Here is a 16752-nt window from a genome sequence, read left to right as displayed (position 1 = left end):
CGCTCAGCGCCCCAGGCGGTAGGGCTCTTCGAAATCCAGGAAGTCGTGTTCGGCCAGCGCGCCGTCGATCCAGGCCTTCACCCCCGGCAGCGCGGACACACGGTCCACATAGGCCTGCAGGTCGGCGGGCAGGGGCAGGCCATAGGTCTTGATGCGCATGCACACCGGCGCGAAGTAAGCGTCGGCGATGCTGAAATCACCGAACAGCAGGGCACCTTCGGGTTGCGCCGCCAGCAGCTCGCCCCACAGGCCGCACAGCCGCGCCACGTCGGCGCGCACGCCGGCCTGGTCGCGCCAGATCAGCCGGCCGGTGTCGGGCAGCGAGGCTTCGATGTTCATCGGGCAGTGGCTGCGCAGCGAGCCAAAGCCGCTGTGCATTTCGGCGCAGACGCTGCGCGCCCGGGCGCGCGCTTTCGGGTCCGTCGGCCAGAGCCGCTGGTCGGGAAACCGCTCGGCCAGGTACTCGGCAATCGCCAGCGTGTCCCACACCGCGAAGCCCTCGTCCACCAGCACCGGCACCTTGCCCACCGGGTTGACGCCGCGCAGGCCCTTCTTGAACGCCGAGTCCGCCGCGAACGAGTCGAAGCGCACCATGACTTCTTCGAACGGAATGCCGGCCTGGGTCATCAGCACCCAGGGGCGCATGGACCAGGACGAATAGTTTTTGTTGCCGATGTAGAGCTGCAATGCCATGGGGAAAATCTCCTTGTGAGGACGCCCATGCTAAGCCCTGGCCGGCACCGCATTGATGCCAAAAAACCGCGGAATTGATTCGAGCGAAACGGTCACTGACCAGAGATGCAGCAACCAGAGGCGCAGGGATATGGGCGACCCCCGGCGCGAAGTGCCCTATCCCAGAACGCCGCGGAACCGGCTTTGCCGGGCCGCCAGCGTTGCCCCCTGGGGGGTAGCGCGAAGCGCTGCGGGGGGAGCCCCCCTCATGCGTACTTTTCAAGAATCCGCGTCGAGCGCTCCACCTCGCGGAAGGTGTCCACCTCGGAGTTCGACGTCGAGACCGCCTCCATCACCGAGCAGGCCATCATGCGGTAGAAGGCCTTGTCCATGGCCTTGCGCGCGGCCGACATCTGCTGGGCCACGTCTTCGCAGGAGCGGCCTTTTTCCACCATGTCGATCAGCCCCCGCACCTGGCCCTCGATGCGTTTGAGGCGGTTGATCACGTCGCGTTCGTGCTCCGAGCGGTAGGCAGCGGCCGTGGGCGCCGGTGGGGTGGGGCTGGACGGGGATTTCGCTGGAGTGGCTGCCATGGTGGTGATCCTGTGAATGGAGACTGGCCCCGAGTTTGCCAAAAAACGGGCGTGCGCGTCCGCTGGTGTTCCCTGATGCGAAGGGTCTTGATATTTACCCTACCCCCTAGGGTAGTCACCGATGGCGTCAGCAAGGGCCTTCGATATCGTCCGATGCGCAGTGATTTGAGAAATATCAAGTCACGCATTTCTTCCACCCCATCGCGACACGAGGACAGCACCATGCACATCTGCAAGCGTTTCTCCATTGGCCTGGCCCTGGCGGCCACCCTGTTGGCCACCACCGGCTGCGGCACTCTCTCCACCCTTGGCAAACTCGAAGACGGCGCGGGTGGGGAAGCCTCGCGCATGTGGGACCGCTGGGTGGACGGCCAGGGCGACATCGCCGTGGCCACCACCTGGGAGCGCAAGGTCAAGGACGGTGTGAGCGCCAAGGATGTGGAGGAAATCTTCAAGCTCGTGGCCGTGGAGCGCAACATGCGCGAGGTGGGTGTGCTGCCGCTGTCCAAGGAACTCGAAGCCCGCTCGGGCAAGAAGGAAAAGCTGCTCACGGTCTATTCCTACTGCAGCCCGGGCACCGCCCGCAGGATGGTGGACTTCAGCCCGCACATGGCCGCCTACCTGCCCTGCCGCATCAGCGTGGTGGAGCACGACGACGGCAGCCTGTGGCTCTACACCCTGAACATGGACATGATGGTCAAGATGGGCCGCAAGCTGCCCTCGCCGCTGAAGGAAGAAGCCTGGGCGGTGCGCGAGACCATCTGGCAGATGATGGAGCGCGCCTCCAAGGGAGAGTTCTGACCCTGGCAACCCCAAACACAAAAACAACCGCCAGCGATCACAACCCCCACCCGAGGAGACACAACAATGACATTCCAGATCAGCGCCCTGCGCGCCGCCACCCTGATCGCGCTGGGCTCGACCGCGCTGTCAGCCCACGCCACCGACGGCTATTTCTCGCACGGCTACGGCATCAAGGCCAAGGGCATGGGTGGCGCGGCCACCGCCCTGGCGCAGGACGGCTTCGCCGGCGCCAACAACCCGGCCGCCGCGGCCTTCGCGGGCAACCGCTTCGAGGCCGGCGTGGACCTGTTCATGCCCGACCGTGAGATGTCGCGCAGCGGCACCGGCGGCATGCTCGACACCCGGGTGCGCAGCGACAAGCGCGCCTTCCTGATTCCCGAGCTGGGCTACAACCAGAGCCTGTCGCGCAACCTGGCCGCGGGGGTCTCGGTGTACGGCAACGGGGGCATGAACACCACCTACCCCGGCGGTCAGCTCAACTGTGGCCAGGGGCCGGCCAACGCGCTGTGTGGTTCGGGTCAGCTGGGCGTGGACCTGATCCAGCTGGTGGTGGCGCCCACGGTGGCCTACCAGCTCAACGAGCGCCACAGCGTGGGCGTGTCACCGCTGCTGGTGTTCCAGATGTTCAAGGCCTATGGCCTCGAAGGGTTTGGCGGCATGTCGGTGGACGCGGCCCGCCTCACGGGCAGCGGCTATTCCAACAGCACCGGCCTGGGGCTGCGGCTGGGCTACCTGGGCCAGCTCTCCGACCGGGTGAGCATCGGCGCGTCCTACGCGCCCAAGGTCCACATGAGCCGTTTCAAGGCATACGCGGGCCTGTTCGCCGACGGCGGCGACTTCGACATTCCGGAAAACGCCAGCGTCGGCATCGCCGTGCGGGCCACGCCCGAGGTCCTGCTGGCGGCCGATTACCAGCACATCGGCTACGGCGGCGTGCCAGCGATCGGCAACGCCGCCACCGCCGGCCCGCTGGGCGGTACCCCGGGGGGTGGTTTCGGCTGGAAGAACATCGGCGTCGTGAAGCTGGGCGTGCAGTGGCAGATGAGTCCCCGCGTCACGCTGCGCGCGGGCTACAACCGCAGCGAGAACCCGGTCACCTCGGCCAACATCACGCCCAACGTGCTGGCCCCGGGGGTGATGAAGTCGCACTTCACGCTGGGCGCCACCCATGCGCTGTCACCCCATTCGGAGCTGACCTGGTCGTTCATGCACGCGCCGCGCGTGTCGGTGAGCGGGCCCTCGCTGCTGGCCGGCACCGAGACGGTGAGCATGCGCCAGAACGCCATCGCCATCCAGTGGGGCTCCCGATTTTGAGCACCCCTCCGGCGGGGTGATAGACCGGAAACGGATCAATCGGAGGGGCACCGCCAGACGCGGTCTCTCCGGTGCGAAATGCCTGCGCCTAGGGCACCGCCGGGCCGGCTTTGCCGGACGGCCAGTGCCGCCCCCTTGAGGGGGTCGCGCGAAGCGCGGCGGGGGTGTTCCATCCTACCCGCGCCGCAGCTTGAGCAGGCGCCTGCGGCCGCTGTCCGCGCTCAGGTAGGTGGGCGCCACCGCCGCCACGGACGTGGGCCGGATGCCCAGATCGGCCAGGCCGGGCAGCCGACCCGTGGCCACGTTGTCGACCCGCATGGCGTCCAGGTTGTCGCGGCTCATCAGCGGCTCGCCCGGCGCCAGTTCCATCATCAGCGCCTGCAGCCGCCCCAGCGCCATGGGCAGCGGGACGATGGGCCGCCGGTGGCCGCTGAGGCGCCCGGCCAGGCGCACCAGCTCGGCCAGCGTGAGCACCTCGGGCCCCGCGCACTCGTAGGTCTGGCCCACGCTGCCCCGGCCCGGGCCGGTGCCCAGGGCGCAGGCCACCACGGCGCTGGCCACGTCTTCCACCCACACCGGCTGGAAGCGCGCGCCCGCGCCGGCCAGCGGCATCACCGGAAACACCGCCTGCAGCCGGGCGAACAGGTTGAGGAAGCGGTCGCCCTCGCCAAAGATCACGCTGGGGCGCAACACGGTCAGGTCCAGCCCGGCCTCTCGCAGCACCTGCTCGCCGCGCGCCTTGCTGCGCTGGTAGCGCGACGGCGCGTCCAGGCCCACGCCCAACGCGCTCACGTGCACCACACGGCGCACACCGGTGGCCGCGCAGGCGCGCGCCAGTTTGGCCGGCAACGCCACGTGGATGCGCTCAAACGCCGCCTCGCTGCCGTGCAGGATGGCCACCAGATTGATCACCGCATCGTGCCCGGGCAGCAGCCGGGCCAGTTGTGCCTCGTCGTGCACGTCGGCTTCGATCACGGTCAGCCGCGGCAGGTGCTGCACGGCGCTGGCGTTGACGGCGCGCCGCGTGGGCACCGTGACGCAGCCGTCCTCGCGTTGCAGCTTCTCGCACACGTGGCGCCCCACGAAGCCGGTACCGCCCAGGACGAGGATGTTTTTCATGGAAGGGCCATGGATGGGGTCGGGGGTGGTCAGGGCAGTTCGCGGTTGACCGCGGTGGGGTCGGCGCGCGGCCCCACCGTGCCCAGCCGAGCGCGCAGCGACTGCGGCTGGCCACTCAGGATGGCGGCGTAGTTGGTGGTGTTGGCCAGCACGCGCTTGACGTAGTCGCGCGTTTCGTCGAACGGGATGTTCTCGGCCCAGATGTCGCCGGGCAGCACCGGCCCGTTGCGCCAGGCGCGGGGGCGCCCGGGGCCGGCGTTGTAGGCGGCGGCGGCCATGGGCAGCGAGCCCTCGAAGTCGTCCAGCGCGAACTTCAGGTAGGCCGTTCCGATGGCGATGTTGGTGTCGCGCTCGCCGATCTGGTGCGGCCGGAAATCGGTCAGGCCGATCTTGCGCGCGGTCCAGCGCGCCGTGGCCGGCATCACCTGCATCAGGCCCGCAGCGCCCACGCCGGAGCGCGCGTCCATCACGAAGCGGCTTTCCTGCCGGATCAGACCGTAGACATAGGCCGGGTCCAGGCCGATCTCGTTGGCGCGCTTGACCACGGTGCCGCGGTACGGCATGGGAAAACGCTGCGCATGGTCCTGGGCCAAGGGTGTGCGCTCGCTGGTGTTGATGCAGCGGTCCCACAAGTCGTTCTGGCAGGCCAGCTGGGCGGCGGCGAGCAGTTCGCGTTCGTTCATGCCGCCTGGCGTGTGCAGGCTCACGGTGTAGTTCCACTCGCGCACGCCTTCGGCGCGCAGCCCCAGGCGGATCGCGGCGAGCGCGCGCTGCAGGCCGGGGTTGCGCTCGGCGGCCCGCAGCTCCTGCGGCTGCGGGGGCTCGGGCGCGGGCGGCACCGTCACCAGGCGGCCCAGTTCCTCCAGCGCCAGTTGCTCGTAAAAGCCGCGCGACGAGGCGATGGCGCTGTACAGCTCGCGCGAGCGCGCCGTGGCGGCCAGCGCGTCGGGTTCCTTGAGCGCCTGCGTGGCGCGGGCGCGCCAGTACACCCACACCGGTTCGCGCTGCTGCGTCTCGTCCATCGCGGCGATGGCGTCGCGCACGTGGCCCCAGGCCCCGGCGCGCAAGGCGGCGCGCGCCATCCAGGCCAGGTGATCGCCGTGCATGAAGCGCGTCTGCCCGTTGGCGAAGTGCGTCAGCGCGTTGTCGTGCAGTTTTTGCGCCGCGCGCTTGCCGATCACGCCCCAGAGCCAGCCGCGCTCTTCCTGCGTGAGCTGGGCCTTCCAGCGCGTGCGCTCCATCTCCAGCGCCGCGAGCGCGGGTTCCTTGTCGGCCAGGCGGATGATGGCCAGCGTCACCAGCTCCTTGGTGCGCGGGCGGATCGCGGTGATCTTTTCGTCCAGGTACTTCGCGGGGTCGCTGGCGATGGCGCTGACGGTGGCCACCCAGTCGGGGTCGAGCATCGCCACCGCTTGTTCGGCCGCGCGTGGGCGGTTGGCCTCCATCGCCAGCCGGGCACGTTGCCAGGCCACCTCGGGCGCAAGGTGGCCGCTGTTGAGCAGGGCCTGCGCGGCGGTGGCGCAACCGGTGTCGGCGTCGCGCTGGCCCAGCCAGAGGCGCTGCACCTGGGCGGCCACCACGTCGGCGGGCGTGCGCCGGTCCACGGCGTCGAGCATCAGGGCGTAACAACGCAGCTCGCGGTCGTCGTTCATGCGGTAGTGGGGCAGCTCACTGGCCAGGGTGGCCCAGTCGCGCCGCTGGCCCAGTTGCAGCAGCCAGTCGTTGCGCAGGCGGTCTTCCCAGTAGGTGCCGGGGTGGCGCTCCAGGGCGGCGCGCACCTCCTGGGCGCTGGCGGTCTCCAGCCGGGCCTTCATTTCCCAGTAGCTGGCCAGGGGTTCGAGCACGTGGCCGCGCACCCGCGGCAGCAAGGCGCTGAGCTGCGCGCTGTTGTTGCGGCGGAACGCTTCGCGCATCTCCAGCAGCGCGGCGTCGGCACTGGCTTGCGCCCAGGCAGCGCCCGGGAGCACGAGCGCGGCCATAATGGCCACGAGCCCTCGTTTCATTCTTTCCTGTTGCAGGCTTACCCGTTTCATTGGTTGATTATGGACAACAAAAACGCTCAGAGTTCCGCTTCCGGCGGGGCGGGTGGATCAACGGCGGCGGTGCAGAAGACCGCCTGGCGCAAGGACCTGATCGACAAGCGTCTTTCGCTGGCCGACCGGGCCCTGCGCAACGACCTGCTCCAGCGCGTCATGCGCGTGTGGCTGATCGAGCGGCCCGACGCCATCATTGGCGCCTACTGGCCCATCAAGGGCGAGTTCGATCCGCTGCCGGCGCTGTTCCGCTGGCAGGAAGCGGGGCTGGAGGAAGACGCCCAGGGCGCCCAGAAGCACCGGCGCATCGGCCTGCCGGTGGTCAACAAGGTGGACAAGACGCTCACCTTCTACACCTGGTATCCGGGTTGCCCGATGGAGGAAGACGCCTACGGCATTCCCAAGCCCAAGGACACCGAGATCATCGAACCTACGCTGATCTTCGTGCCTTGCGTGGGCTACGGGCCGGGGGGCTTCCGGCTGGGCTACGGCGGCGGCTTCTACGACCGCACCCTGGCCAGCCTGCAACCCAAGCCCTTTACCGTCGGCCTGGGTTACGACTTCGCCTACGTGCCCGACCTGAAGGCCGAGATCCACGACGTGCCGCTGGACACCATCCTGTCGGACACCGGGGTGATGTGGCCTGAACGGTGAACACCCCCGCCGCGCTGCGCGCGACCCCCTCAAGGGGGCAACGCGATGCGGCCTGGCGAAGCCAGTTCCGCCGCGTTCTGGGCAAGGCACCTCACCCCGGACAAGCTGTGGCCTTCTCCGGTGCACTGATTCAGTCCCTTCGCTCGATAGGCGCTACGGGTGCTCCGCGTTGGCGTGGACCTCGGTGATGCGTTTCTCGCGCCGCACCAGGTACAGGCCGCTGCCCACGATGATGGCGGCGCCCAGCCAGGTGTGGGCGGCGGGCAGGGTCTGCCAGACCAGCCAGTCCAGCGCCACGCCCCAGGCCAGGGCGGTGTATTCGAACGGGGCCACGGCCGAGGCCTGGCCGTGGCGGAAGGCTTCGGTGATGGCGAGCTGGCCGACGAAGCCGGTGAGCGCGAGGGCCAGCAAGAGCAGCGCATCGGCAGATGCCATCGGCACCCATTGCGGCGCTGCCAGGATGCCACCGCCGACGGACATGAACACCATCATGGACAGGATCATGCTTTCGCTGCTGTCGGTGCGGCTCACCAGCCGCCCGGCCACCGCCGCCACGGCGTAACACAGCGCCGCGGTCAGCACCGCCAGGCCGCCCAGGGTGACGAATCCCGCCTGCAGGTCTTCGCCGCTGGGGCGCAGGGCGATCAGCACACCGACAAAGCCCACGCCAATCGCCCACCAGTGGGCGCGCGGCACCCGCTCCTTGAGCACCGGCACCGACAGCGCGGTGATCAGCAGGGGGGCGATGAAAAACAGCGTGTAGGTGGCCGAGAGCGGCAGCTCGCGCACACCGCGGGTGAACAGCGCCAGCATGATGACGCCCAACACGCCGCGCAGCAGGTGCAGTTTCCAGCGGATGCGCAGCACCGACGGCCAGGCGCCGCGCCAGCTGATGTAGGCCAGCACCAGCGGCAGCGCCGTGAGCCCGCGCAGCGTGGCGATCTGCAGCACCGGGTAGCGCGCAGACAGGGTCTTGAGCACCGCGTCCATGAGCGCAAAGGCCCCCACCGCCATCAGCATGAAGGTGATGCTGCGCAGATTGCCTTGGGCGTGGTGGGCGGAGGAGGTCATGGGCGCGGAAGAAAAGCTGCGCAGTGTGCCTGAAAGAAGGCGCTGACCAAGGCTCCACACGCGGCACCACAGAGGGGGCCGCTGCCCGGCACACGCCGAAGATCCGGCTTCGCCGGTCCAAGGGCGTGGTTCCCTTGGGGGGAAGCCGCAAAGCGGCGCAGGGGGGGGGACGTATTCCACCCAGCACACGCCGAAGATCCGGCTCCGCCGGTCCAAGGGCGTGGTCCCCCTGGGGGGAAGTCGCGCAGCGGCGCAGGGGGGTTAGTCAATATAGTCAACGGTATCCGGATCAGGCACCTCGCCAATCGCCTGGCGGGTGCGCTCGGCCTCTTTCAGCAGCCAGTCGCAGAAGGCCTTGACCTCCGGGCGCACCACGCTGCGCGGTGCCTGCACCAGCCAGTACACCAGGGGCGAGTCCAGCCGCATGCCGGGCAGCGGCTCGACCAGGTCGCCGCTGGCCAGGCTCTCGGCCACGAGCGGCATGCGGGCCAGCGCCACACCCTGGCCGGTGAGCGCGGCCTGCACGATCTGGTTGGCGTAGTTGAAATACAGCCAGCGCTGCGGCGTGAGCCGCGCCTTGGGTCTGGCCGCGCCCGGCCCGGCCTTGGCGCGCGCGCCGCCGGTGGCTGGGGCGGGGGTGGCGAAGTGGTCGAACCAGCGCTGCCAGGTCAGCCACTCCAGGTGGCGCGTGCGGTGCGCGTCGCCGGCTTCGATGAGGGTGATCTTCGACAGGTCTTCCACCTTGCACAGGCGGTGCGTCTTGAGCAGCCAGGGGCTGGCCACCGGGGTGAGTTGTTCGCCAAACAGCCGGATCGCATGGGCCGGCATGGCCTGGGGCACGGCGTAGCGCAGGGCCAGATCCACGTCGGCGGTGGCCAGATCGATCGCGGCGTCGGAGGCGTCGATGCGGATGTCGATGTCCGGGTGCTCGCGCTGGAAGGCTTCAAGGCGCGGAATCAGCCACATCGAGGCGAACGAAGCCCAGGTGGTGATGGCCACGCTCTTGCGCCCCACGTTCTGGCGGATCTGCCGCACGGCCGCATCAATGCGCTCCAGCGCCACCCCGCTGGCGCGCAGCAGCTGCGAGCCCGCGCTGGTGAGCTCCACCGCGCGCGTGTGGCGCAGGAAGAGGGCGGCGCCCACCTCGTCTTCCAGGGCCTGGATCTGCCGGCTCACCGCGCTCTGCGTGAGGGAAAGCTCTTCGGCGGCGGCGCGGAAGTTCAGGTGCCGGGCGACGGCGTCAAAGGCGCGCAGATGCCCGGCGGAGATCGGGCGGGTGCGGGGATGGCTGGCCGGAAGCGACATGGGCAGGTCCAATCAATTGATGCGGTATCCGAATCAATAGCTTACCGCCATTTCATTGGACCCATGGACAAGGGCGCGGGAAGATGGCATCCGTGTTTTTGTCACTGGAGAACCGTATGTCACATCCCGCTGCTTCTTTGTCCGCCCGCCGTGCACCCATCGGCGCCTGGCGACTGCACCCCGGCCACGCCATGAGCCTGAGCCCGAAGAAGACCGCTGTGCTGCGCATCTTCTGCGGTCGGGTGTGGGTGACGCTGGGCGGCCCTTACCAGGGCGCGCCCAACGAACTGGGTGATCGTTTCCTGGGCCCGGGCGATGTGCTGGCCGTGCCACCCGGCGCCCGGCTGGTCATGGAGCCCGTTGCCCGCCCCGACGACGCCGGGCCGGTGCATTTCGACTGGTCCGACGCCACGGCGTCGGCGGCCCCCAGCCGCTTCGCCCGAGAAGTGGCGTCGCCCGCGCGCGACCTCGGCGAAGCGCTGGGTCGGGCGGGCGTGGCAACGGTGCGGGTGCTGCGCGGCCTGCTGGGCTACAGCGAGTTCCTGGCGGCCGGCCGGGGGCGGGTGCTGGGCCCGTACGAGGCCGGGCACTGGTGAGCCGGGCGCGGCCAGCGCCTGCCCGAGAAGGCCGCTAGCGTGCCGAGGACTTTTTGCGCTGCGGTGCCGGCTTTCGTGCCGCCACCGCGGCGCCCAGCGCCAGCCGGGCCCAGGGCGCCATCAGCGCGGGCGATTCCAGCGCGTCCTCGGGCGGCGTGTGGTAGTGCAAGCGCATGGTCTTGCCCTTGGCCTCGTACTGAAAAGGCCGCCCGCCCGCGGCCAGCCACTGGGGTTCGGTCTCGGCGTTGGTCTTGAGGAACAAGGTGTCCCAGGCAATGAGCCCCACGTTCATGCCGTCCACCGACAGGCCATAGCCCCCGAACATGCGCACGGCCTTGCACGAGCCGAGACAGGACAGCAGCTCGCAGGCGTGCAGCACAAAAGGATCGATGATGGGTTTGGTGGCCATGCGCGCATGGTAGTCAACGGCAATCGACGTGCCAACCCACCAAGCGCGATCAAGGGAACTCATGCCCGCGCAAAGTGCCAACAGACCCCGCGCGAGTGAGCGTGGCCTGTCCGGCGTGAAGTGTCTTGGCCCAGAACGCCGCGGAACTGGCTTCGCCAGGCCGCAGGCGTTGCCCCTTGAGGGGCTGAGCGGCTACGCGCAGCGAGCAAGCGATGGGGGTGGTCCGGTTTTCAGGGCGCGGTGGAACCGGCTTCGCCGGGCCACTCGCGCCGCCCCCTTGGGGGGTGACGGCCGTCAGGCCGGCGCGGGGGGAGCCCATCCTGGCCATGGGTGGACAATGTCCACCCATGGCCCGCCCCAGATCCGCCACCCACGACCTCAAGCGCGACGAAATCCTCGACGTCGCGGCGCAGTGTTTTGCCCGCCAGAGCTTCCCGGCCGCGAGCATGAACACCATCGCCACCGCCTGCGGCACCAGCAAGGCACGGCTCTACCACTATTACGAGAGCAAGGAAGCGATCCTCTTCGACCTGCTCGACCGCTACACCCAGCGGCTGCTGGCGCTGATCGGCGAGGCCGAGGCGCGGGCCCAGCGCAAGAACCTGAGCGAGCGCGATGCGCTCAACGAACTGGTGCGCGCGTTCCTGGCCGAATACGAAAGCTCGGCCACGCGCCACGTGGCGCTGGTGTCCGACACCAAGTTCCTGGGCGAGGCGCAGCGCGAGCTCATCCTGAACCGCCAGCGCGACGTGGTGGCCGCCTTCACCCGCTTCCTCAAACGCGCCTACCCCGAGCGCGTGACGCCGGCCAACCAGACCGCGCTGACCATGATGCTGTTCGGCATGATCAACTGGACCTTCACCTGGCTGCGCCCGGGCGGCCCCATGAGCTACGCCGCTTTTGCCGACGAGGTGGTGGCCGTGCTCGAAAAAGGCCTGGGAGGCTGAGGGCCTTTGAGGCATGCCCGCTCACCCCGCGCGCCGGCCCACCGGCTACCGGGCGTTTCCTGGGTGTGGTGCGGGGTTATTCGTTCACCAATGTGAAATTGATTTCGTTTAGGTAAAATCTCACCGGTTGTCGATTCGCGCGTCCGCGCCCCACAGGAGACCCCCATGAGCAAAGCCTTCGCTTCCCAGGCCGACCTGGAAGACAAAAAGATCACCTTCGAACAGCTCAGCCCGCACTGCTGGGCCTACACCGCCGAGGGCGATCCGAACTCGGGCGTCATCATCGGCGACAAATACATCATGGTCAGCGACGCCACCGCCACGCCGGCCATGGCGCGCGACCTGATCCAGCAGATCCGCAAGGTCTCGGACAAGCCGATCAAGTACGTGCTGCTGACCCACTACCACGCGGTGCGCGTGCTGGGCGCCAGCGCCTACCTGGCCGAGGGCGCCACCGAAGTCATCGCCAGCCAGGGCACCTACGAACTGATCGTCGAGCGCGGCGCGCAGGACATGCAGAGCGAGATGGAGCGCTTCCCGCGCCTGTTCCGTGGCGCCGACAGCGTGCCCGGCCTGACCTGGCCCACCATGGTGATCGGTGGCGGCGACGCGACCCAGGGCGAGGTGCCCGGCAAGCTCAGCATCGACCTGGGCGGCGTGACGGTGCAGATCTGGAGCCCTGGCCACGGCCACACCCGTGGCGACACCATCGCCTGGGTGGCGGACGAAAAAGTGCTGTTCAGCGGCGACCTGGTGGAGTACGAAGCGGGTGTCTACACCGGCGACGCCCAGCTCGAAGAGTGGCCCGCCACGCTCGAAGCCCTGCGTGCCTTGAAGCCCGAATTCATCGTGCCCGGCCGCGGCGAGGCCATGAAGGGCAACGCCGACGTGAACAAGGCGCTGGACTACACGAAGCGCTGGGTCACCACCCTGTTCCAGGCCGGCAAGGAGGCCGCCGCCGCCGGCATGGACCTCAAGGCCGCCATGGCCCACACCCGCAAGAGCATGGACCCGGTGTTCGGCCATGTGTTCATCTACGAACACTGCCTGCCGTTTGACGTGAGCCGTGCCTACGACGAAGCCAGCGGCATCAAGAACCCGCGCATCTGGACCGCCGAGCGCGACATGGAGATGTGGAAGTCGCTGCAGGGCTGAGGTGGTTCCCTCAAGCTCACAGCAAAAGACCCGCCTCGGCGGGTCTTTGTTTTGGGGCAGCGCCCGGTGGGTCCCCGCAAGGGGTCATTCGGTCCCGGACGTCGTCGTTGACTGGGTGGATGTGCTTGTCTGGCTGGCCGGCTCCACCGTGATCTCTTCGGTCGTGCTGCCCTCCCGGCCCGCGCTGTCCGTGACCGTGAGGGTGACGGTGTAGGTGCCCGCGGCGGTGTAGGTGTGGCTGACCGCCTCGCCCTTGGCGCTGCTGCCATCGCCGAAATCCCACTCGTAAGACGTCGCGACGGTATCGGCCGGCGTTTTCGAGATCACGGTCCCGGAGCCGTCGAAGGTCACCGATTCACCCACCGTGGCCGGCGAGGGGTCGGCGCTGATGATGGCGATCGGGTTGCAGGCGGCGAGCAGCACCACCGCGCTGACCAGCAGCGGTTTGCACCAGGAAAGAAGTTGTTGGCGGGAGATCATGGTCTGGAAAACAGGTGGTTGGTGGGACGGGTGGTGTGGGTTCCAAGGGCGAACGCGGTGGTCGGTCTCCAGGCCTTTGCTACCATGCCGCACCACAAAAAGCCTGCCTTCATGACGCCATCGACCGCCCTGTTCGGGCATTCTGCCACCGACTGGGGCATTGTTGCCGTGTTCGCGGTGGTGTACCTCGGCATGTTCCTCGGCGGCCTGCCGCGCCTGAAGCTCGACCGTTCGGGCGTGGCCCTGCTCGGCGCCATCGCGGTGATCGCGCTGGCCGGCCTGCCGGTGGAAGACGCCGCGCGTGCGGTGGACCTGCCCACCATCGTGCTGCTGTTCGCCTTCATGGTGGTGTCGGCCCAGATGCGGCTGGGCGGTTTCTACGCCGAAGTCACGCGCCGTGTCGGTGCCATGCCGCTCTCACGCCCTGGGCTGCTGGCGGCGCTGATCGCTGTGGCCGGCGCGCTGTCGGCGGTCTTTTCCAACGACATCATCTGCCTGGCCATGACGCCGGTGGTCGCGCGCCTGTGCCTGCAGCGCGGGCTGAATCCGCTGCCGTTCCTGATCGGCCTGGCCTGCGCCGCCAACATCGGCTCGGCCGCGACGCTGATCGGCAACCCGCAGAACATGCTGATCGGCTCCGTGCTGCAACTGCCGTTCGGCGGCTATGTGCACCAGGCGCTGCCACCGGTGGTGTTGAGCCTGGGCCTGCTGTGGTTGTGGCTGGCCTACGGGCCGGGGGCACGCACGGGGGCGGGCGAACCGCGCCGCCCGGCGGACATGGCGCTGCTGCCGGCCGCGAGCCCGGAAGAGGAGCCCGCATTCGACCGCTGGCAGACCACGAAGGGACTGGCGGTGGCCACGGCCCTGATGGGCATCTTCCTGTTCACCGACTGGCCGCGCGACGTGGCGGCGCTGGTCGGTGCGGGCGTGCTGCTGCTGAGCCGGCGCCTGCATTCCTCGCACGTGATAGGTTTTGTGGACTGGCCGCTCCTGTTGCTGTTCATCGGCCTGTTCGTGGTCAACCACGCGTTCGAAACCACCGGTCTGGCGGCGCAGGCGGTGGCATGGATGTCCAGCCAGGGCGTGCACCTGGCCGACCCCGGGCCGCTGCTGGTGCTGGGTGTGGCGCTGTCCAACCTGGTCTCCAACGTGCCGGCGGTCATGCTGCTGTTGCCGCACCTGGGCGCCAACGCCAGCGAGGCGGGCACGATGCTCGCGCTGGTGAGCACCTTCGCCGGCAACCTGCTGCTGGTGGGCTCGATCGCCAACCTGATCGTGGCCGACCTGGCCGCGAAGCAGGGCATCGGCATCGACTGGAAGCGGCATGCGCTCACCGGCATCCCGGTGACGCTGGCCACGCTGGTGGTGGTGTGGGGCTGGATGCGCTGGATCAGTGGATAGACGACAGGAACTGCTGCAGTTCCGGCGTTTGCGGGCTGCCAAAGAGTTCCGCCGGCGGACCCATCTCGTGCACCCGTCCCTGGTGCATGAAGATCACGCGGTCGCTCACCTTGCGCGCGAAGCCCATCTCGTGCGTGACCATCAGCAGGGTCATGCCCTCGTCGGCCAGCGATTCCACCACGCGCAGCACCTCGCCCACGAGTTCGGGGTCGAGGGCCGAGGTGATCTCGTCGCAGAGCAGCACGCTGGGCTCCATGGCCAGTGCGCGCGCGATCGCCACGCGCTGCTGCTGGCCACCCGAGAGCTGGTCGGGGAAGGCGTCGAACTTCTCGCCCAGGCCCACACGGTCCAGCAGCTGGCGCGCCTTGGCCTCGCTGGCGGCGCTGTCGATCTTCTTTACCAGACCGGGCGCGAGCATCACGTTCTTGCCCACGCTCAGGTGCGGGAACAGGTTGAAGTTCTGGAAGATCATGCCCACGTGCTGGCGCAGCTCGCGCATGGCTGCGGCGTTGCCGTGCAGCAGCGGCTGGCCGTCCACGCTCAGGCTGCCGCTCTGGAACACCTCCAGCCCGTTGATGCAGCGCAGCAGCGTGCTCTTGCCCGAGCCACTCTTGCCGATGATGGCGATCACCTCGCCGGGCCTGACCTGCAGGTCGATGCCCTTGAGCACCTCGTTGCTGCCGTAGGACTTGCGCAGCTGGTGGATGTCGACGATGGGACCGGTCTTGGCCAGCGGCGTACCGATCACGGTGGGTTCAGCGACTTGCATTGAGTTTCCTCTCGAGGGAACGCGCATACAGGCTCACAGGGAAGCACAGCGCAAAGTACAGAAGGGCCACGCAGCTGTAGACCAGGAAGGGCTGGAAGGTGGCGTTGGTGATCATGGTGCCGGCTTTGGTGAGTTCGACGAAGCCGATCACCGAGGCCAGCGCCGTGCCTTTGACGACCTGCACCAGGAAGCCCACCGTGGGCGCGATGGCGATGCGCGTGGCCTGCGGCAGGATCACGTGGCGCAGCTGTTCGCCAAAGCTCAGCGCCAGGCTCTGCGCCGCTTCCCACTGGCCCTTGGGCACGGCGGCCACGCAGCCGCGCCAGATCTCGACCAGAAAGGCGCTGGTGTAGAGCGTGAGCGCCACCGCCGCGGCCATCCAGGCCGAGGTGTCGACGCCAAACAGCGCCAGACCGAAGTAGGCCAGGAACAGCTGCATCAGCAGCGGTGTGCCCTGGAACAGCTGCACGTAGCCGGCGACGAAGCGCTCGGCGCCGGGCCAGCGCGCGGTGCGCGCCACCAGCAGGGCGATGCCCACCAGGCCACCGCCGACGAAGGCGATCAGCGAAAGGCCCACCGTCCAGCGCGCGGCCAGCAGCAGGTTGCGGAAGATGTCCCACAAAGAAAAATCAACCACGGCGGCCTCCAAAGAGATAACGCGGGCCAGCCCAGTTGAGCAGCGCACGCACACCCACCGACAGCAGCAGGTAGATGCCGGTGGCGACGATGAAGGCCTCGAAGGCGCGGAAGTTGCGGCTCTGGATCAGGTTGGCCGCGTAGCTCAGCTCTTCGGTGGAGATCTGGCCACACACGGCCGAACCCAGCATCACGATGATGATCTGGCTGGTGAGCGCGGGCCACACCTTCTGCAGCGCGGGTGGCAGCACCACGTGCAGGAAGGTCTGCACGCGCGAGAGCGCCAGGCTGGCCGCGGCTTCGAACTGGCCCTTGGGCGTGGCATCGATGCCGGCGCGGACGATCTCCGCCGCGTAGGCGCCGAGGTTGATCACCATCGCGATCACCGACGCGATCTCGGGCGTGAGCTTCACGCCCGCGGCCGGCAGGCCGAAGAACACGAAGAACAGCTGCACGATGAAGGGCGTGTTGCGGATGAGTTCCACATAGCAGCCCACCACCCAGCGCAGCCACAGCGGGCCGCTGCTGCGCGCCCAGGCGCAGAGCGTGCCCACCACCAGACCGATCACGGCCGAGATGGCGGTCAGGCCCAGCGTCCAGAGCACGCCTTTGGCGAGCAGTGGCCACTGCAGCAACACGGCGATGAAGTCGAGTTCGATGCGCATGCGGGTTCCCTCAATGCGTCAGGGGGTGCGAAGATCGATGCGCCGCCGGGCCGCCCCAAGGCGAATCAGCCCCCGGACCCGGCAAGGACCGGGGCCCTTCCCGTTCCTGGGGCAGCGACCCGCGCAGCG

18 protein-coding genes are annotated in these 16752 nt (G+C 68.6%); 7 read left to right on the top strand and 11 right to left on the bottom strand.

The window, feature by feature from the left end:
- Positions 1 to 3: 3 nt before the first annotated feature.
- Both KIH07_RS25130 and KIH07_RS25125 read right to left on the bottom strand, forming a co-directional pair.
- On the bottom strand, positions 4 to 693 hold the full coding sequence (locus KIH07_RS25130; RefSeq protein ID WP_226494568.1) for a glutathione S-transferase family protein: 690 nt from the start codon (positions 691 to 693) through the stop codon (positions 4 to 6).
- A 245-nt stretch (positions 694 to 938) separates the two neighbouring features.
- A complete protein-coding gene (locus KIH07_RS25125; RefSeq protein ID WP_068171315.1) occupies positions 939 to 1265 on the bottom strand; it encodes a metal-sensitive transcriptional regulator in 327 nt (108 codons plus the stop codon).
- A gap of 222 nt (positions 1266 to 1487) precedes the next feature.
- Here KIH07_RS25125 and KIH07_RS25120 point away from each other — a divergent pair, with 222 nt between their 5' ends.
- Together KIH07_RS25120 and KIH07_RS25115 are read left to right on the top strand one after the other, a co-directional pair.
- Positions 1488 to 2066 carry a DUF302 domain-containing protein gene (locus tag KIH07_RS25120; RefSeq protein WP_226494567.1) on the top strand — a complete coding sequence of 193 codons (579 nt, stop codon included), beginning with the start codon at positions 1488 to 1490 and terminating at the stop codon, positions 2064 to 2066.
- A 66-nt stretch (positions 2067 to 2132) separates the two neighbouring features.
- Positions 2133 to 3383: an OmpP1/FadL family transporter gene (locus KIH07_RS25115; RefSeq protein WP_226494566.1), complete on the top strand. Its 1251-nt coding sequence runs from the start codon at positions 2133 to 2135 to the stop codon at positions 3381 to 3383.
- Between the two features lie 174 nt (positions 3384 to 3557).
- Here the strand turns inward: KIH07_RS25115 and KIH07_RS25110 are convergent, their stop codons facing one another.
- Positions 3558 to 4502: a complex I NDUFA9 subunit family protein gene (locus tag KIH07_RS25110; protein ID WP_226494565.1), complete on the bottom strand. Its 945-nt coding sequence runs from the start codon at positions 4500 to 4502 to the stop codon at positions 3558 to 3560.
- A 29-nt stretch (positions 4503 to 4531) separates the two neighbouring features.
- Positions 4532 to 6505, bottom strand: a complete 1974-nt coding sequence (locus KIH07_RS25105; protein ID WP_226494564.1) for a lytic transglycosylase domain-containing protein — start codon at positions 6503 to 6505, stop codon at positions 4532 to 4534.
- Between the two features lie 99 nt (positions 6506 to 6604).
- On the opposite strand from KIH07_RS25105, the gene KIH07_RS25100 reads away from it, so the two are divergent.
- Positions 6605 to 7189, top strand: a complete 585-nt coding sequence (locus KIH07_RS25100) for a 5-formyltetrahydrofolate cyclo-ligase (RefSeq protein ID WP_226494563.1) — start codon at positions 6605 to 6607, stop codon at positions 7187 to 7189.
- 153 nt (positions 7190 to 7342) lie between these two features.
- Here KIH07_RS25100 and KIH07_RS25095 read toward each other — a convergent pair whose 3' ends face one another.
- Positions 7343 to 8260: a DMT family transporter gene (locus KIH07_RS25095; RefSeq protein WP_226494562.1), complete on the bottom strand. Its 918-nt coding sequence runs from the start codon at positions 8258 to 8260 to the stop codon at positions 7343 to 7345.
- A 261-nt stretch (positions 8261 to 8521) separates the two neighbouring features.
- Positions 8522 to 9565 (bottom strand): LysR substrate-binding domain-containing protein, encoded by a 1044-nt coding sequence (locus tag KIH07_RS25090; RefSeq protein WP_226494561.1) that lies wholly within the window; start codon positions 9563 to 9565, stop codon positions 8522 to 8524.
- A gap of 116 nt (positions 9566 to 9681) precedes the next feature.
- On the opposite strand from KIH07_RS25090, the gene KIH07_RS25085 reads away from it, so the two are divergent.
- Positions 9682 to 10161, top strand: coding sequence for a DUF2917 domain-containing protein (locus KIH07_RS25085; protein ID WP_226494560.1), 480 nt, complete (start codon positions 9682 to 9684; stop codon positions 10159 to 10161).
- 34 nt (positions 10162 to 10195) lie between these two features.
- Here KIH07_RS25085 and KIH07_RS25080 read toward each other — a convergent pair whose 3' ends face one another.
- Positions 10196 to 10570: a TfoX/Sxy family protein gene (locus tag KIH07_RS25080; RefSeq protein WP_226494559.1), complete on the bottom strand. Its 375-nt coding sequence runs from the start codon at positions 10568 to 10570 to the stop codon at positions 10196 to 10198.
- 347 nt (positions 10571 to 10917) lie between these two features.
- Between KIH07_RS25080 and KIH07_RS25075 the strand changes: the two genes are divergently transcribed.
- Both KIH07_RS25075 and KIH07_RS25070 read left to right on the top strand, forming a co-directional pair.
- A complete protein-coding gene (locus tag KIH07_RS25075) occupies positions 10918 to 11517 on the top strand; it encodes a TetR/AcrR family transcriptional regulator (RefSeq protein ID WP_226494558.1) in 600 nt (199 codons plus the stop codon).
- A 165-nt stretch (positions 11518 to 11682) separates the two neighbouring features.
- Entirely contained in the window at positions 11683 to 12672 is a 990-nt protein-coding gene (locus KIH07_RS25070; protein WP_226494557.1) for an MBL fold metallo-hydrolase, read from the top strand.
- Between the two features lie 84 nt (positions 12673 to 12756).
- Here the strand turns inward: KIH07_RS25070 and KIH07_RS25065 are convergent, their stop codons facing one another.
- Positions 12757 to 13152, bottom strand: coding sequence for a PKD domain-containing protein (locus KIH07_RS25065; protein ID WP_226494556.1), 396 nt, complete (start codon positions 13150 to 13152; stop codon positions 12757 to 12759).
- Between the two features lie 111 nt (positions 13153 to 13263).
- On the opposite strand from KIH07_RS25065, the gene KIH07_RS25060 reads away from it, so the two are divergent.
- The gene (locus KIH07_RS25060) at positions 13264 to 14553 is read left to right on the top strand and encodes an anion transporter (protein WP_226494555.1); all 1290 of its coding nucleotides are present in this window, start codon (positions 13264 to 13266) and stop codon (positions 14551 to 14553) included.
- Here the strand turns inward: KIH07_RS25060 and KIH07_RS25055 are convergent.
- From KIH07_RS25055 to KIH07_RS25045, 3 genes are read right to left on the bottom strand one after another with little or no spacing between them, the layout of a single operon-like run.
- On the bottom strand, positions 14543 to 15322 hold the full coding sequence (locus KIH07_RS25055; RefSeq protein ID WP_226494554.1) for an amino acid ABC transporter ATP-binding protein: 780 nt from the start codon (positions 15320 to 15322) through the stop codon (positions 14543 to 14545). The genes KIH07_RS25060 and KIH07_RS25055 overlap by 11 nt on opposite strands.
- Positions 15309 to 15959 (bottom strand): amino acid ABC transporter permease, encoded by a 651-nt coding sequence (locus KIH07_RS25050; RefSeq protein WP_226494553.1) that lies wholly within the window; start codon positions 15957 to 15959, stop codon positions 15309 to 15311. Before KIH07_RS25050 ends, KIH07_RS25055 begins: the two co-directional genes overlap by 14 nt.
- Complete coding sequence (locus KIH07_RS25045) at positions 15952 to 16623, bottom strand: amino acid ABC transporter permease (RefSeq protein WP_226494552.1); 672 nt, start codon at positions 16621 to 16623, stop codon at positions 15952 to 15954. Before KIH07_RS25045 ends, KIH07_RS25050 begins: the two co-directional genes overlap by 8 nt.
- Positions 16624 to 16752 lie beyond the last annotated feature (129 nt).

It is taken from the genome of Hydrogenophaga taeniospiralis (genome assembly GCF_020510445.1).
Taxonomy (GTDB): domain Bacteria; phylum Pseudomonadota; class Gammaproteobacteria; order Burkholderiales; family Burkholderiaceae_C; genus Hydrogenophaga.
Note: the sequence above shows the minus strand (reverse complement) of the source record. Positions and strands in the feature narration are given on the sequence as shown.

Bases quoted from the DNA above. Each gene is read 5' to 3' on its own strand.
- KIH07_RS25130 (WP_226494568.1), bottom strand. From the start codon at position 693: ATGGCATTGCAGCTCTACATCGGCAACAAAAACTATTCGTCCTGGTCC.
- KIH07_RS25125 (WP_068171315.1), bottom strand. From the start codon at position 1,265: ATGGCAGCCACTCCAGCGAAATCCCCGTCCAGCCCCACCCCACCGGCG.
- KIH07_RS25120 (WP_226494567.1), top strand. From the start codon at position 1,488: ATGCACATCTGCAAGCGTTTCTCCATTGGCCTGGCCCTGGCGGCCACC.
- KIH07_RS25115 (WP_226494566.1), top strand. From the start codon at position 2,133: ATGACATTCCAGATCAGCGCCCTGCGCGCCGCCACCCTGATCGCGCTG.
- KIH07_RS25110 (WP_226494565.1), bottom strand. From the start codon at position 4,502: ATGAAAAACATCCTCGTCCTGGGCGGTACCGGCTTCGTGGGGCGCCAC.
- KIH07_RS25105 (WP_226494564.1), bottom strand. From the start codon at position 6,505: ATGAAACGAGGGCTCGTGGCCATTATGGCCGCGCTCGTGCTCCCGGGC.
- KIH07_RS25095 (WP_226494562.1), bottom strand. From the start codon at position 8,260: ATGACCTCCTCCGCCCACCACGCCCAAGGCAATCTGCGCAGCATCACC.
- KIH07_RS25090 (WP_226494561.1), bottom strand. From the start codon at position 9,565: ATGTCGCTTCCGGCCAGCCATCCCCGCACCCGCCCGATCTCCGCCGGG.
- KIH07_RS25085 (WP_226494560.1), top strand. From the start codon at position 9,682: ATGTCACATCCCGCTGCTTCTTTGTCCGCCCGCCGTGCACCCATCGGC.
- KIH07_RS25080 (WP_226494559.1), bottom strand. From the start codon at position 10,570: ATGGCCACCAAACCCATCATCGATCCTTTTGTGCTGCACGCCTGCGAG.
- KIH07_RS25075 (WP_226494558.1), top strand. From the start codon at position 10,918: ATGGCCCGCCCCAGATCCGCCACCCACGACCTCAAGCGCGACGAAATC.
- KIH07_RS25070 (WP_226494557.1), top strand. From the start codon at position 11,683: ATGAGCAAAGCCTTCGCTTCCCAGGCCGACCTGGAAGACAAAAAGATC.
- KIH07_RS25065 (WP_226494556.1), bottom strand. From the start codon at position 13,152: ATGATCTCCCGCCAACAACTTCTTTCCTGGTGCAAACCGCTGCTGGTC.
- KIH07_RS25060 (WP_226494555.1), top strand. From the start codon at position 13,264: ATGACGCCATCGACCGCCCTGTTCGGGCATTCTGCCACCGACTGGGGC.
- KIH07_RS25055 (WP_226494554.1), bottom strand. From the start codon at position 15,322: ATGCAAGTCGCTGAACCCACCGTGATCGGTACGCCGCTGGCCAAGACC.
- KIH07_RS25045 (WP_226494552.1), bottom strand. From the start codon at position 16,623: ATGCGCATCGAACTCGACTTCATCGCCGTGTTGCTGCAGTGGCCACTG.